The following is a 13,880-nucleotide window of genomic DNA, read 5'->3' as shown; positions in this document are numbered from 1 at the left end:
TATGTTTAAAAACAGAGGAGAAAAATATGAATACATATACTATAAACTTTTATTTACAAGAAGAAGCAAGTGAATGCGGATGTGGGTGTGGTGATCACAATCATGAACACAAACACGAAGTTCGTGATGATTACGAAGTAGTAGCAACTATTAAAACTTTTGGAGCTTGGGCAAACATTATGCCAGATAGCTTTATAGTTAAAAGTGAACTTAAAGCTGAAGATATGAAAGAGAAACTTATGGCACACTTAAAACCAAACGATATACTTCTTATCACAAAAGTTGATGGAGCGGATAGTGCATCTTCAATCGATCAAGCTATTGAATGGATCAATAAATAATAAAAATCTTTATATGATATGAGTAGAAATTAAAATATAAAGAAAAAATAATTTACAAAGAGTTAGTAGCAGTACTAGCTCCTTTTTTATAGATAAGAATATGCTCCTAAATAGTCTAATATTTGTGTAAAGGGAGGGATATATGTAAGAGATAAAATATTGGAATGGAATTAGATGCTAAAAAGAAAAATATATTAAAATAAAAAGGTAAAATACAAAATTAGTAGAACACATAATAAATAGTATTAAGCTAATATATTATAGCTTAAATTGTATTTTATAAATTAGGGGGTATTAGGGTGCGGTTAATTATTCATGATTTAGATATTGAGCATAATGAGAAAATAAAAAAATTATTAAGCTATGATAAAAAAATAAATAATATTATATCTAATAACGGTAATATAAAACATTGTATAGGCTGTTTTAACTGCTGGGTGAAGACTCCGGGGGAGTGCGTTTTAAAAGATGGTTATAATGAAATGGGAAAACTTGCAGGAGGCTCAGAGGAGCTAATTATTATTAGTAAATGCGTTTATGGAACATACAGTCCTTTCGTGAAAAATGTTTTAGATCGTTTAATCTCATACGTGCATCCTGATTTCACTATGAGAAATGGAGAGATGCATCATAAATTAAGGTATACAAACAGTATGAATACTAAGGTTTATTTTTATGGAGATATAACTGAAAGCGAAAAAGAAACTGCAAAGAAGCTAGTAAAAGCTAATTTGATTAATTTTAATGGTTCATTAAAAGAAGTGAAGTTTTTAGAAAGCTTTGAGGAGGTATTTAATGAAAATAGCATTAATTAGCGGAAGCCCAAGAGGGGATAAAACGACCTCTTTAATCTTACTAAAAGGGTTAAAGGAATATTTAAATAAAGAAAATGTCGAAGAGATAATAGAACTTGTTTGGAATGATCCGTATAAAGGAGAAAAGGATTTTGAAGAAGTTTTAAGGTCTGATGCTATAGTATTTGCATTTCCTTTATATGTTGATTCTATTCCTTCACATCTTTTAAATGTATTAGTGGATTTTGAAGAGTATATTAATAAGAATAAAGATACAAATTATAATAAAACAAATGTTTATGCTATAGTAAATAACGGATTTTTTGATGGAAAACAAAATTGTTTAGCATTAGAAAATATAGGTCATTTTTGCAAAAAGGTAGGATTTAATTTTAAAGGTGGAATTGGAATCGGAGGTGGAGGGATGTTATCTAATTTAGATAATGTTCCCTTCGGATCAGGACCTAAAAAGAATATAGGTAATGAATTAAGTAAATTATCTAAAAATATTAAAATTGGAGAAGATAATGGACTTATATTTACAGAGCCTAATTTTCCAAGATTTCTTTATAAAATAATGGCTCAAATAGGTTGGAGAAATTCTATAAAGAAAAATGGATTAAAGTTAAGGGATCTTAAAAGAAAAATAACTTAGCTTTTTAACTGACTATAATTAAATTCAGTTGTAAGAAAGACTAGATAAGTATATAATTTTTAATTATATACTAGAGGTGATAGTTTATGTTCGAATGTGAAATATGCGGAGAATATTTTGAGGAAGAGGATATGAAAGAATGTCCTGAATGTTTAAAGGAAATGTGCGAAGAATGCTATGAAAAGCATGTTCCTATTTGTTTTTACGTTTCTCAAAATGATGAGATAGAAAGTTATAATGAATAATATAAACAAACAAAAGAAGAATTTAAAAAGTAATGTATACAGAATCTTATAAAAATATCTGTATGCATTATTTTTTTATATTTAATTTCAAATAAGGGAATATTAGTTTAAATTAGTTTAAAACCAGTATGGTATAATATCCTTGAATTAGTAGAGAAGAGGTAAATAATGTGAACGAAAGAGATAAGTTAGTATTAATTAAGGGTGAAGATAAAACAAAAGATATTCACTCTCTTAGGTATGATGGGGGAAAATACTTTATAAAATTCAAAGGAACTGATAGGGAATACGGATACTCTTATAGTAATGTAGAAGTAAAAAAGGCAAAAGATATTTTTGAAAACAGAAGCTATATAGCTTATGAGGATAATATCCCTGTTTTTGGAGTGAAGGATATTGTCGTTTTTGATAGATATATTAAATTGATTTTTGAAGACGAAAGAACTAGGTTATACGAGAAGCATAAAATAAGGCTAGTTCAAAATGAACTTAAAAACAAAAAGAGCAAGGATGTTTTTTCTTATCTTAAGGAATTATCAAAGTATATAGTTATAGAAGAAGATAAGGGATCACATTTGTTTAAACAATACGATAAAATTCAAGCTATAAGTAAAGAAAGTATTCTTTCAAATTATCTAAATAAAGAAGATTTTAAAGAATTAAAAGGGAATGAAGATTTAGTTTATCCTTTCAGTTTTAATATAAGTCAAAAGGAAGCAACTGAAAAAGCTTTTAGTAATAGAATAAGTGTTATCGAAGGCCCTCCAGGGACTGGTAAAACTCAAACTATTTTAAATATTATTGCAAACGCTTATATAAATAATAAAACTGTTTGTGTAGTTTCTAATAATAACTCTGCAACTTCTAATGTAATTGAAAAGTTAGAAAAGTATGGAGTTGGCTTTATAGCAGCATTTTTAGGAAACGCTAAAAATAAAGAAGCATTTATAGAAAAACAAATAGAAAAATATCCCAATATGAGTTATTGGAACTTAAGTCTTGAAGAAAAGAAGAATCTTAAAGAAGAACTAAATTCTATGAGATTAAAGCTAGATGAGATGTTAGAATACCAAAACAGTTTAGCTAAGTTAAAAGAAGAAAGAGAAGAGATAATTACTGAACATACTTATTTTAATAAAATTAAAAGTGAGGATTTAAGTATAATTGGAGATTCTTTTAAAAATAAGATATCAAAAAAAGAAACCTTAAAGTTATTAATAGAATTAGAATATATCTTTGAAAATGAAAAAGATATAACTTTTATAGATAAGATAAAGTTTTTATTTAAATATAAGATAACTTCCTTTAAATTCTATAAAAATCCGTCAGATAAAATATTTGAGTTTCTTCAAAGTTTATATTACGAAAAAAGGTTAAAAGATATAGAAAAAGAGATCGATAGTTTCGAAAGAAAATTAGAAAGATATGATTTTTCAAAAAATATGAAAGACTATAGTGAAAAATCTATGAAAATATTAAAATCTAAGATAGTTAACTCTAAAGGGGAGACACCTCCTAAATTCGAGTTAAATGATTTAAAGAAAAACTTTAATAAATTCATAAAAGAGTATCCTGTAATTCTAAGTACAACTCACTCAATAAGATCTTGCATAACTGAAAATTATTTATTTGATTACGTTATTATTGATGAATCATCACAGGTAGATATTGTAACTGGTGCTTTAGCCTTTTCTTGTGCTAAAAACGTAGTTATAGTAGGTGATTTAAAGCAACTTCCAAACGTAGTTCCAAATGATTTTAAAAAAGTTGCAGATAATGTTTTGGAAAAATACAACATATCTAAAGCGTATAGTTATGCTGATGAAAGCTTGTTATCATCTATTACAAAGATATATCCTAAAGTTTCTAAAACATTATTAAAAGAACATTACCGCTGCAATAACAAAATAATAGGGTATTGCAATAAAAAATTCTACAACGGTGAGCTTGTAATATTAACAAAGAACAAAGAAGAAAAGCCGTTAGTAGTTTATAAGACAGCTAAAGGAAATCATGCAAGTGATAAAACAAATTTAAGGGAAATAGAAGTTATAAAAGAAGAGGTTATCCCAAACCTAAAAGGCAATGATTCTATAGGGATAATTTCACCTTATAGAAATCAAGTAGAAGCTATTAAAAAAATAATTAAAAACGATAAAATAGAAGTAGATACTGTACATAAATACCAAGGAAGAGAAAAGGACGTAATAATACTTTCAACAGTTTCAAATGAAGTTAATAATTTTGTAGACGATGATAGTTTGATTAATGTTGCTGTTTCTAGGGCTGTAAGCAAATTAGCTATAGTAGTATCTTCAAACGAATCTATGTTAAATAAAAAAAGTAACATAGGAGATTTAGTTAAATACGTAAGATACAATAATTACGAAGTGTTAGATAGTAACATCCATTCGGTTTTTGATTTGTTATATAGTAATTATAAAGAGGAACTTTTAGAATTTGTTAAAAATAAAAAAGTATCTAAGTATGATTCTGAAAATATCCTAAATGTTATTCTTGAAAAGATATTAGAAGAAGATAGGTTTAAAGATATGGATTTTGCGATGCATGAGCCTTTAAAATTACTATTAAAAAACACAGATTTACTTAATGAAGAAGAATTAAAATATGCTATGCACCCTTGGACTCACACAGATTTTATCATTTTTGATAAGTATGATAAAAGCCCTATTTTAGTTATAGAAGTTGACGGATATTCTTATCACGACAAAAACGAAAAGCAGTTAAGAAGGGATAAATTAAAAGATAGTATATTAGAAAAATACAATATAAAATATTTAAGATTAAATACTAAAGGAAGCAAAGAAGAAGAAAAAATTATAAAAGAGCTAGAAAATGCTATTTAAATTTTAAGGGGGAGTATTTTTGAAAAAAGTAATTTATGGTGGGGTATTATTTTTTACTGGCATGTTTATAATTAGCATGCTTATCTTAGGATATGTTATTAATCCGTATGAGGGTGATAAATTCTCAGGGTTTTTAGGTCATATAACGGGGACTAGTTCTTTATTATGGTTTGTAATAGCTGTAATTATCAGTATATCTGGATTTGTTATATGTAGATTTAATGCAAAAGAATAGTGAGTTTAAAATGTAAAAGGAACTAGATTTTAGTTCCTTTTAATTTGGTAATATATTAAGTTATCTATAGTGTTGTAATAGGTAAAGTTACACTTTTCTATAACTCTTTTAGACCTTAGATTATCACTAAAATGAGCACAAAAAATTCTATTTGCGTAAAGGTTATTAAAAGCATAACTTAAAACAGAATCTATAACGACTTTCATTATGCCTCTTCCCCAGTATCCCTTAGATAAAACAAAGCCTAGTTCAAAGGTTTGAGGGTCAGGGAAAAGGTTACAGTCATGTATTTCTATCCAACCTATGACTGTGTCTGTAGGTTTATAAACTACAGCCCAAAGTCTATTTTCGAGTTCCCACATAAATTTATCTAATATAAGTAAAGTATCTCTTAAAGTATCCTTTACTTTAAATCCTGCATTCTTAGCAACATCAGAGTCTGACATAATTCTGTGAAGGTCATTTAAATCTGTAATTTTAAATGTTCTAAGATAAATAGAATCGCTGCAATATATATCCATTAGTAAGCTCCTTAAATTAAAATATCGTTATAAAAATTATACATCATTTTTAAGTATAAAATTATACAAAATATTTTAATGTAATGGAATATAGGATTCTGTTTATTAAAAAGGTATCGAGTATACTATTAGCTTTAATTGTGGTTAGCCTTATGTTTATGGGGTGCATAAAGTCTAGTTCGGGACTATACAGAGGTTTTTATCAAAGTGATGTTACTAACGAGGGGTATGTTATTCAAATGGCAATAGAAAGTGATTATGATAGCTTCGTAGAATATATTGATAATAGAGAGGTTAATAAGGGAACTTTTAAATCAGAGGATAATAAAGAATATACTTTCAAAGGAGAAAATAAGGATTTTAAAATACAATTAGATAAAGACAATAGTTTTGAAATCGTAATTGATAAAGTTAACGAAGGTAAACCTATAAAGATAAAAAATGTAGGGGATACGCCATCATATTATTCTACTGAATTCTATGATGTTGATACCTTTAAAGATTTATTAAAATAAAGAAGTAGTATTAATTAGCTTTAATATTTATTTTCTTTATCATTTAAATTATAAGAGTTGTTAACGAATTTAGATTATATATTTTTACAATAGAGGAAGTAAATTGGGTGTATTATATTAAATTTTATTATTATATTTAAAATAAATCTAAATAGATAAAAATATGAACTAAATATTAAAAAAATATTGACGGAAGTTTAAAAATGATTATATAATTACTCTAAGAAAACTAGTCCTTTAAATTAAGTCCAGAGAGACTTATAAGGTCGAAAAGAGATACGGCAATTAAATAATTAGGTAGGGAAAACTATTCTTATAGGTTAAGATTAGTTATATCTAATTATCTGTTATGCGACCTTTCTAAAAAAGAAAGGTCGTTTTTTTATAACGAAAGAGTACTGGTTTTCCTAAACAAAAGATTTAGGAGGATGAAAAATGGAACAAACTATTTTAGTAAACGAAAGAGTAGAGGCAGAGGATCACGACTACGCATTAGATCATGTAAACAAAAAGGACAAAAAGGGGTTCTTTTCAATGTTTGTTGTAATGCTAGGATTTACGTTTTTCTCAGCTAGTATGTTAACTGGAGGTAATTTAGGGACAGGCTTACCTTTAGTTGATTTCTTTAAAGCAGTACTTATCGGAAACTTAATTCTTGCTCTTTATACAGGGGCATTAGCGTATATCGGAGCAGATACGGGGCTTTCAATGCACTTACTTGCAAGATATTCTTTTGGAGTAAAGGGTTCTTACTTAGCATCTTTTATAACTAGCCTTACGCAGATAGGTTGGTTTGGAGTAGGGATTGCTATGTTTGCAATACCAGTTGCTAATAGATTTAACGTAAATCTATATTTATTAGTAGGTATAACAGGGATACTAATGACAGCAACAGCTTACTTTGGAATGAAATCATTAACTCTTTTAAGTGCAATAGCAGTACCAGCTATAGCTATCTTAGGGAGTACGTCAGCTACTATGGCTGCAAACTCAGTTGGGGGAATTGCAGGTATTATGAATATAGACCCGACAAACAAGATGACTTTAGTTACAGCAGTAACTTTGTGTGTAGGTTCATTTATAAGTGGGGGAACAGCTACACCAGATTTTGCAAGGTTTTCTAAAAATAAAAAGGTAGCAGTCGGGACAACTGTTATAGCTTTCTTTATAGGAAACTCTTTAATGTTCTTATTTGGGGCGATAGGGGCTATGGTTACAGGGAATTCAGATATAGCAGATGTTATGTTTTCCCAAGGCTTAGTTTTACCTGCAATATTAGTTCTTGGATTAAACATTTGGACTACAAACGATAATGCAATATATACAGCGGGGCTTGGACTTTCAAACATAACTAAACTTCCTAAAAATAAGCTTGTAATAGTATGCGGACTTTTAGGGACAGTAGGTGCTATTTGGCTAAACAATAATTTCGTTCAATTCTTAACTTTCTTAAATACAATGCTACCTCCAGTAGGTGGAATAATAATTGCAGATTATTTCTTCTTAAGAAAGAGAAAATATAAAAAGATAAGTGAAGAAGATTTTAAAGAAATAAATTGGAATGCCATAATAGCATTTGTTTTAGGGTTTTTAGTAGCAAACTTTGTAAGTGTTGGAGTAATTGCAGTAAATGCAATCTTAACTACTATGATAGTTTATGTTATACTTAGCAAAATAACGAAAAGATAAGGTGATTTAAATGTTAATTAAAAAGGTAAGGTTATTAGATAAAGAAGGCTTATTTGATATAAGAATTAAAAATGGTAAATTTTCATTAATAGAAAAGGAAATAGAACCTTTAAAAGATGAAGAAATAATAGAAGGAAATGGAGCTTTAGCTTCTAGTCCCTTTGTTGAACCGCACGTTCACTTAGATACTACTCTTACAGCAGGGGAACCTGAGTGGAATAAGAGCGGAACTCTTTTTGAAGGGATAGAAAGATGGTCACAAAGAAAAGAATCTTTAACTAAAGAGGACGTTAAAACTAGAGCTTTAAAAGCTATAGAGTGGCAAGTTGCAAACGGAATTCAATATATCAGAACACACGTAGATATAACTGATCCTAGTTTAATTGCATTAAAAGCAATGCTTGAGGTAAAAGAAGAGGTTAAAGATTACGTAACTCTTCAGATAGTTGCATTTCCTCAAGAAGGGATTTTATCTTATAAAAACGGATTAGAGCTTTTAGAGGAAGCTTTAAAGCTTGGAGCTGACGTAGTTGGAGCTATTCCTCACTTTGAATTTACTCGTGAGTATGGCGTAGAATCTATAAATAAAGTATTTGATTTAGCTAAAAAATATAATGCTTTAATAGATGTTCACTGCGACGAAATAGATGACGAGCAATCTAGATTTTTAGAAGTAGTAGCAGCAAGAGCTTTAGAAACAGGACTTAAAAACAAAGTAACAGCAAGCCACACTACAGCTATGGGTTCATATAACGATGCATACACTTATAAGTTATTTAGACTTTTAAAGATGTCTAACATTAACTTTGTTTCTAATCCTTTAGTAAATACTCACCTTCAAGGAAGATTTGATTCATATCCTAAAAGAAGAGGTATAACTAGAGTTAAAGAGTTAAACGAAGCTTCAATAAACGTATGCTTCGGTCACGATGATATATTTGATCCTTGGTACCCTATGGGAACTGGAAATATGCTTGAAGTTGTGCATTTTGGATTGCACGTATGTCAGATGATGGGATATGACGACATAAATGAGTCTTTAAAATTCATATCAAAAAACAGTGCAAAAACTTTAAATATAGAAGATGAATACGGGATAGAGATCGGAAAACCTGGAAACCTTATTCTTTTAAATGCGGATAGCGGATACGATGCAGTTAGAAGAAGAGCAGAGGTATTATATTCTATAAGAAAGGGAAAAGTGATTTCAAAAACTATCCCAAGTAAAACAGTAATAAGCGTAAGAGATGAAAAGGTAGTAACATTTAAAAGATAGAAAATTTTTAAAATGGGCAACTAAAGGTTGTCCATTTTATTTTTTAAAATTTATTTGACATTATATGTAATTATATTCCAAAAATGTTGTATAATTAGAATTATGAAATTATTAGGGGGTTTTATGGGGAATAAAATAGTTAAATTAAGTGAATTAGATAATTCTAATTTAGAAGAGGTAAATAAGATATTTGAAGAGTGCTTTGGTCATATGTTTAGCGGATTTACTAAAGATTTAGATAAATTATCTAAGTGCTTTATAGAATCATTTATTAAAGATATGGTTTATGTTTATTTAGAAGACGGTAAGGCTTTAGGGTTTATATCTGCATCTTCAGTAGGCGGTAGAGCTATTAAAATTAATAAAAAGTTATTTAAAGAAACTTTTGGAAAGGCTAGAGGAAGTGTTTTTTGCTGGCAGATAGATAAAATAATGACTAAAGTTATAGTTAAAAGTGAAAATGAATGTTACATAGACTTTTTAGGAGTATGTAAAGGTGCAAGGCGAAAGGGGATAGGACAAACTCTTTTAAATTATATACATAAAGATAAAAGATATGAAAAGTATGTATTAGAAGTTCTATCTAAAAATCCAAATGCTAAAGCTCTTTATGAAAAAGTAGGGTATAAAGCTATAAAACATGAAAAAAATATATTTATGACTTTAAGTAGACAGGGGTCTTCTTACGTTATGGAGTATAATTCGCCTATGGGAGTATAAGTAAAAGGAGTGAACAATATAGATTGTTCACTCCTTTTTTATAAGCAAGTTACTCTATCAATTGATTCAATTTTAAGTATTTGAGTTAAAGTGTTACCTTTTTTATCAGTATAAGTAAACTTAATCCACTCATCATCAACATCTAAAATAACACATTCAATATCTCTTTTAGATACAAGTGTTAAACCTTCATCACTTGTTAATATACATTTTTTATCTTTAAGCTGAGATAAAATTTTAGACATACTTTTATCACCTTTTATATTCCTTTCTAATTTCTTTACCTTTGCTTCTAAATTTTTAATTTTTGCTGGATATGAAGAGTAAATAATTATAAATATAAATGCAAGAAAACCGAAATATTCCAAATTTAATTCCTCCATACTTTTTAACCTTTAATTAATTATACAATCAATTAGCATCTTAATCCATAAAAGTTTATAATTGTATATTTATAGACTGTGAATTTGTTATAATTTAGATGTAATCAATTTTGTGGTTTATTAATATTAGTAATGTAATAGGTGTATTAGGAAAAAGGTAAAACCTTGTATGAAGAATAACAAGAGTTATTGATTATAAAATATTTTTAGGAGGCAATAATGAATAATAAAGAAAATAAAATAGGAAAATATATGACGCTCTATATGAGTCTTGGGATGTGTTTTGGGGTTTCTGCTGGCATAATATTTAGTAGCTTTTTTTCTCCTGACAATATTAGTCTTGGGTTGTGTTTTGGGATTCCAATTGGGATGTTTATAGGAATGGGGATAGGCCGTGCAAAAGATAAAAGACTTTCTAAAAACATAATGATAATAAGAAAAATCGAAGCTATTTATAAATCCACAGATGTAATAGTATATGTAAGTGATAAGAATGGAATAGAAAAGAAATACAGAATCACTGAGAAAAAAATTAAGGAAGAAAAATTAGTTGAAGGTGATAGGGTAGGACAAGAAATAAATGGCTCTTTAGTTTGTTTAGAGAGTAAATAGAGAGTAAATAGAGAGTAAATAGAGAGTAAATAAAAGTGGACAAGGAATAATCTTGTCCACTTTCTAACTTTATATTATAAATATCATCTTCTAAATCCTTTTAATGATTACCTAAAACTCCTGAAAGGGTAATTATTCCATAAGCTAATTCTGCTTTTAAAAATCCAGTTGAAGAAATATCCATATAAAGTTTACCGACACCTTTACTAAGATTTTCTTTATTTTTATTAAATTTACTAAGTGCTAGTAATCTTAAAGATTTAGCTAGTTTCATAGTTTCTAATTCAAAATCTTTTCCTTTTTCAACTTCGTTTTTAAACTTAAGTAGTTCAATTCTTTCATCTTCAGTAGTTTCTTTATCTAAAATTAAATCATAAATTCTATTTAAAAAAGCCTCTTCTTTTAATTTTATTTTCTCTTTTCTGCCCAAAACTTAAACACCTCTAATTCTCAAATTGTAAATCCTCATAAAACTATCTTTTTTTGTTAAATATATCTATATTTTAACATTTCTAATTTTTCTTATGTGTAAATATTTTATAAATTAGATAAGCATATTTTTAATTTTTGATGATATAAAGAGTTAATTATTATAAATGTTAATAAATTTGTTATTTAACACATAAGCTTCTCTTATATAATCAATGATAGCTGGATATAATTATTATTAGCAAAAGTTAATCTTTTCTTAAATCTTATTAAGCTTAATACAGATTTAACATTAGAAAAGTAAAATAAATAAAGTAACTAAGGAGGAAGTTATTATGAACTTAAACCTAGATTGGTTTAGAAGCATAAATGATTTAGCTTTGAGAAATGAAACTTTAGACAAATTTATGATGTTTTGCTCTAAAGGGATACCTTATATTTTTGCACTATTTGTTGTAGGGGTTTATATAGTAGGTGCTATTAAAAAGAAAGAATCCTTAAGGGAGATGGCAGTAAATACTGTTATTTTTTCTATTATTAATTTAGCTATAAATATGGCGATTGGAATTTTTATATATGAACCTAGACCTTTTGTAAGTCATAAGGTAAATCTTTTATATCCTCATGCCGCTGACTCAGGCTTTCCAAGCGATCATTCATCATTTACTATGAGTGTATCTGTAGGGTTTGGTATGTTTGATAAAATTTTAGGAGCAATTTTTATGCTTATGACGATACTTGTTGGGATTTCAAGAGTTTATGTAGGACATCATTATCCTTTTGATGTAATTACAGCATATATAATTGTTTTTATAAGTGGATTTTTCTATAATAAATATTTAAAAAATAGAGTGTCAAAGCTATACATATTTTTAGAAAGTAAGGTTATATCAATAATAAGGAAGTGATAATATGGACTTAATTAATAAATTTATAGATATACTTTTTCACCTAGATAAGTATTTAGGAGCTTTAATTACAGATTACGGAACGCTAGTATATTTAATAATCTTTTTAGTTATATTCTTTGAAACTGCTTTAGTTGTAACTCCGTTTTTACCAGGGGATTCAGTTATTTTTGCAACTGCACTTTTTGCAGCAAAGGGATTATTAAATATATGGGTTATTGTTTTACTTTTAATTGTAGCTGCTATCTTAGGAGATACGGTAAATTACAGTATAGGTAAATTTATAGGAACGAAGATTTTAGAAAGTGATTCTAAAATTATTAAAAAAGAGTATGTAGAAAAGACAAATAGTTATTTTGATAAGTATGGTGGAAAGACTATAGTTATCGCAAGGTTTGTTCCGATAGTTAGAACTTTTGCACCGTTTATTGCAGGGGTTGGAGAGATGCACTACAAAGAATTTATTAAATTCAATGCATTAGGAGGATTCCTTTGGGTAGGTTTAATATCAGCTATAGGTTATTTCTTTGGAAACATACCATTTATACAAAATAATTTCTCATTAGTCACAATCTTAATAATAATAGTTTCTGTGTTACCAGTTTTAATATCATTATTAAAATCAAAAGTAGCACAAAATGCTTAATAATTTCTAAAAGAGTTAGTATTATACTAACTCTTTTTTTGGTATAATTAAACATAAGTAAATATTTTCAATATTTCAAAAGAAGAGAAAGGGATGACACAAAATGAAAAATATAGATTTAGGCAAAAGTTCTATAAATGCATCAGAAATAGGGTTAGGTTGTATGAGGATTGCTGAATTATCTAAAGATAAGGCAGAGGTTTTAATAAAAACAGCTCTAGAAAATGGGATAAACTTTTTTGATCATGCAGATATATATGCAGGAGGAAGATCAGAAGAGCTTTTTTCAGAAGCTATTAATATGGATTCAAATATTAGAGAAAAGATGATTATACAAAGTAAATGCGGAATTATTCCAGGAGAGATGTATGATTTTTCAAAAGATCATATTTTAAGCTCAGTTGATAAAAGTTTAAAAAGATTAAAAACTGACTATTTAGATACTTTTCTTCTTCACCGTCCTGATATTTTAGTAGAACCAGAAGAAGTAGCAGAAGCATTTAGTATATTAAAAAAGAGTGGTAAGGTAAAAAGATTTGGGGTAAGTAATCACACTCCATATCAAATAGAATTATTAAATAAATATTTAGAGGAAAAACTTATTGTAAATCAACTTCAGTTTGGAATAATGCATACGGGGATGCTAGATTCTGGAGTAAATATGAATATGGAAAACGAAGCTTCTTTAGACAGAGATGGTTATGTTTTAGATTATTGTAGATTAAATGATATAACTATTCAAGCTTGGTCTCCATACCAATATGGATTCTTCGAAGGTGTATTTTTAAATAATGATAAATTTAAAAAATTAAACGAAAAAATAGATGAAATTGCAAAAAAATATAGCGTATCTAATACTGTTATAGCTACAGCTTGGATACTTAGACATCCTGCAAAAATTCAAACTATAGTAGGAACTACAAACAGCGATAGATTAAAAGATATATCAAAGGCTTCAAATGTTGTACTTACTAGAAAAGAATGGTATGAAATTTATTTAGCTGCAGGAAACGAACTTCCATAAGATTTTGACATAGTATAATA

The 13,880-nt window shown here is 27.9% G+C and carries 17 protein-coding genes; 14 read left to right on the top strand and 3 right to left on the bottom strand.

Annotated elements, in window-relative coordinates; all coding sequences use genetic code 11:
- Positions 1 to 26: 26 nt before the first annotated feature.
- The 6 genes from INR60_RS06510 to INR60_RS06485 all read left to right on the top strand — a co-directional run bounded on the left by INR60_RS06510 (position 27) and on the right by INR60_RS06485 (position 5,137).
- Positions 27 to 341: a hypothetical protein gene (locus tag INR60_RS06510; protein ID WP_194190668.1), complete on the top strand. Its 315-nt coding sequence runs from the start codon at positions 27 to 29 to the stop codon at positions 339 to 341.
- Between the two features lie 299 nt (positions 342 to 640).
- Positions 641 to 1,156, top strand: coding sequence for a flavodoxin family protein (locus INR60_RS06505; protein ID WP_194190667.1), 516 nt, complete (start codon positions 641 to 643; stop codon positions 1,154 to 1,156).
- Positions 1,137 to 1,790 carry an NADPH-dependent FMN reductase gene (locus INR60_RS06500; RefSeq protein WP_194190666.1) on the top strand — a complete coding sequence of 218 codons (654 nt, stop codon included), beginning with the start codon at positions 1,137 to 1,139 and terminating at the stop codon, positions 1,788 to 1,790. The genes INR60_RS06505 and INR60_RS06500 overlap by 20 nt, the downstream gene beginning before the upstream one ends.
- Positions 1,791 to 1,876: 86 nt before the next feature.
- Positions 1,877 to 2,035 carry a hypothetical protein gene (locus INR60_RS06495; protein WP_194190665.1) on the top strand — a complete coding sequence of 53 codons (159 nt, stop codon included), beginning with the start codon at positions 1,877 to 1,879 and terminating at the stop codon, positions 2,033 to 2,035.
- 170 nt (positions 2,036 to 2,205) lie between these two features.
- Complete coding sequence (locus INR60_RS06490) at positions 2,206 to 4,902, top strand: AAA domain-containing protein (RefSeq protein ID WP_194190664.1); 2,697 nt, start codon at positions 2,206 to 2,208, stop codon at positions 4,900 to 4,902.
- 19 nt (positions 4,903 to 4,921) lie between these two features.
- The gene (locus INR60_RS06485; RefSeq protein WP_194190663.1) at positions 4,922 to 5,137 is read left to right on the top strand and encodes a hypothetical protein; all 216 of its coding nucleotides are present in this window, start codon (positions 4,922 to 4,924) and stop codon (positions 5,135 to 5,137) included.
- A gap of 29 nt (positions 5,138 to 5,166) precedes the next feature.
- On the opposite strand, the gene INR60_RS06480 is transcribed toward INR60_RS06485, so the two are convergent.
- Positions 5,167 to 5,658: a GNAT family N-acetyltransferase gene (locus INR60_RS06480; protein WP_194190662.1), complete on the bottom strand. Its 492-nt coding sequence runs from the start codon at positions 5,656 to 5,658 to the stop codon at positions 5,167 to 5,169.
- A gap of 158 nt (positions 5,659 to 5,816) precedes the next feature.
- Between INR60_RS06480 and INR60_RS06475 the strand changes: the two genes are divergently transcribed.
- The 4 genes from INR60_RS06475 (at position 5,817) to INR60_RS06460 (ending at position 9,858) form a co-directional block, all read left to right on the top strand.
- Positions 5,817 to 6,173 (top strand): hypothetical protein, encoded by a 357-nt coding sequence (locus tag INR60_RS06475; RefSeq protein ID WP_194190661.1) that lies wholly within the window; start codon positions 5,817 to 5,819, stop codon positions 6,171 to 6,173.
- A 435-nt stretch (positions 6,174 to 6,608) separates the two neighbouring features.
- Positions 6,609 to 7,862, top strand: coding sequence for a cytosine permease (gene codB, locus INR60_RS06470; RefSeq protein ID WP_194190660.1), 1,254 nt, complete (start codon positions 6,609 to 6,611; stop codon positions 7,860 to 7,862).
- Between the two features lie 10 nt (positions 7,863 to 7,872).
- On the top strand, positions 7,873 to 9,138 hold the full coding sequence (gene codA / locus INR60_RS06465) for a cytosine deaminase (RefSeq protein WP_194190659.1): 1,266 nt from the start codon (positions 7,873 to 7,875) through the stop codon (positions 9,136 to 9,138).
- Between the two features lie 123 nt (positions 9,139 to 9,261).
- Entirely contained in the window at positions 9,262 to 9,858 is a 597-nt protein-coding gene (locus INR60_RS06460) for a GNAT family N-acetyltransferase (protein ID WP_194190658.1), read from the top strand.
- A gap of 38 nt (positions 9,859 to 9,896) precedes the next feature.
- Here the strand turns inward: INR60_RS06460 and INR60_RS06455 are convergent, their stop codons facing one another.
- Positions 9,897 to 10,226, bottom strand: coding sequence for a hypothetical protein (locus INR60_RS06455; RefSeq protein WP_194190657.1), 330 nt, complete (start codon positions 10,224 to 10,226; stop codon positions 9,897 to 9,899).
- Between the two features lie 234 nt (positions 10,227 to 10,460).
- On the opposite strand from INR60_RS06455, the gene INR60_RS06450 reads away from it, so the two are divergent.
- Positions 10,461 to 10,853, top strand: a complete 393-nt coding sequence (locus INR60_RS06450; protein ID WP_194190656.1) for a glycine zipper domain-containing protein — start codon at positions 10,461 to 10,463, stop codon at positions 10,851 to 10,853.
- Positions 10,854 to 10,953: 100 nt separating this feature from the next.
- On the opposite strand, the gene INR60_RS06445 is transcribed toward INR60_RS06450, so the two are convergent.
- Positions 10,954 to 11,283, bottom strand: a complete 330-nt coding sequence (locus INR60_RS06445) for a bacteriocin immunity family protein (RefSeq protein ID WP_194190655.1) — start codon at positions 11,281 to 11,283, stop codon at positions 10,954 to 10,956.
- A 334-nt stretch (positions 11,284 to 11,617) separates the two neighbouring features.
- On the opposite strand from INR60_RS06445, the gene INR60_RS06440 reads away from it, so the two are divergent.
- The 3 genes from INR60_RS06440 (at position 11,618) to INR60_RS06430 (ending at position 13,860) form a co-directional block, all read left to right on the top strand.
- A complete protein-coding gene (locus INR60_RS06440) occupies positions 11,618 to 12,190 on the top strand; it encodes an undecaprenyl-diphosphatase (RefSeq protein ID WP_194190654.1) in 573 nt (190 codons plus the stop codon).
- Between the two features lie 4 nt (positions 12,191 to 12,194).
- The gene (locus INR60_RS06435; protein ID WP_194190653.1) at positions 12,195 to 12,836 is read left to right on the top strand and encodes a DedA family protein; all 642 of its coding nucleotides are present in this window, start codon (positions 12,195 to 12,197) and stop codon (positions 12,834 to 12,836) included.
- Positions 12,837 to 12,939: 103 nt separating this feature from the next.
- The gene (locus INR60_RS06430) at positions 12,940 to 13,860 is read left to right on the top strand and encodes an aldo/keto reductase (protein ID WP_194190652.1); all 921 of its coding nucleotides are present in this window, start codon (positions 12,940 to 12,942) and stop codon (positions 13,858 to 13,860) included.
- The last annotated feature ends 20 nt before the right edge of the window (positions 13,861 to 13,880 follow it).

Origin of the sequence: Clostridium chrysemydis, assembly GCF_015234215.1 — a bacterium.
GTDB lineage: Bacteria > Bacillota > Clostridia > Clostridiales > Clostridiaceae > Clostridium > Clostridium chrysemydis.
Note: the sequence above shows the minus strand (reverse complement) of the source record. Positions and strands in the feature narration are given on the sequence as shown.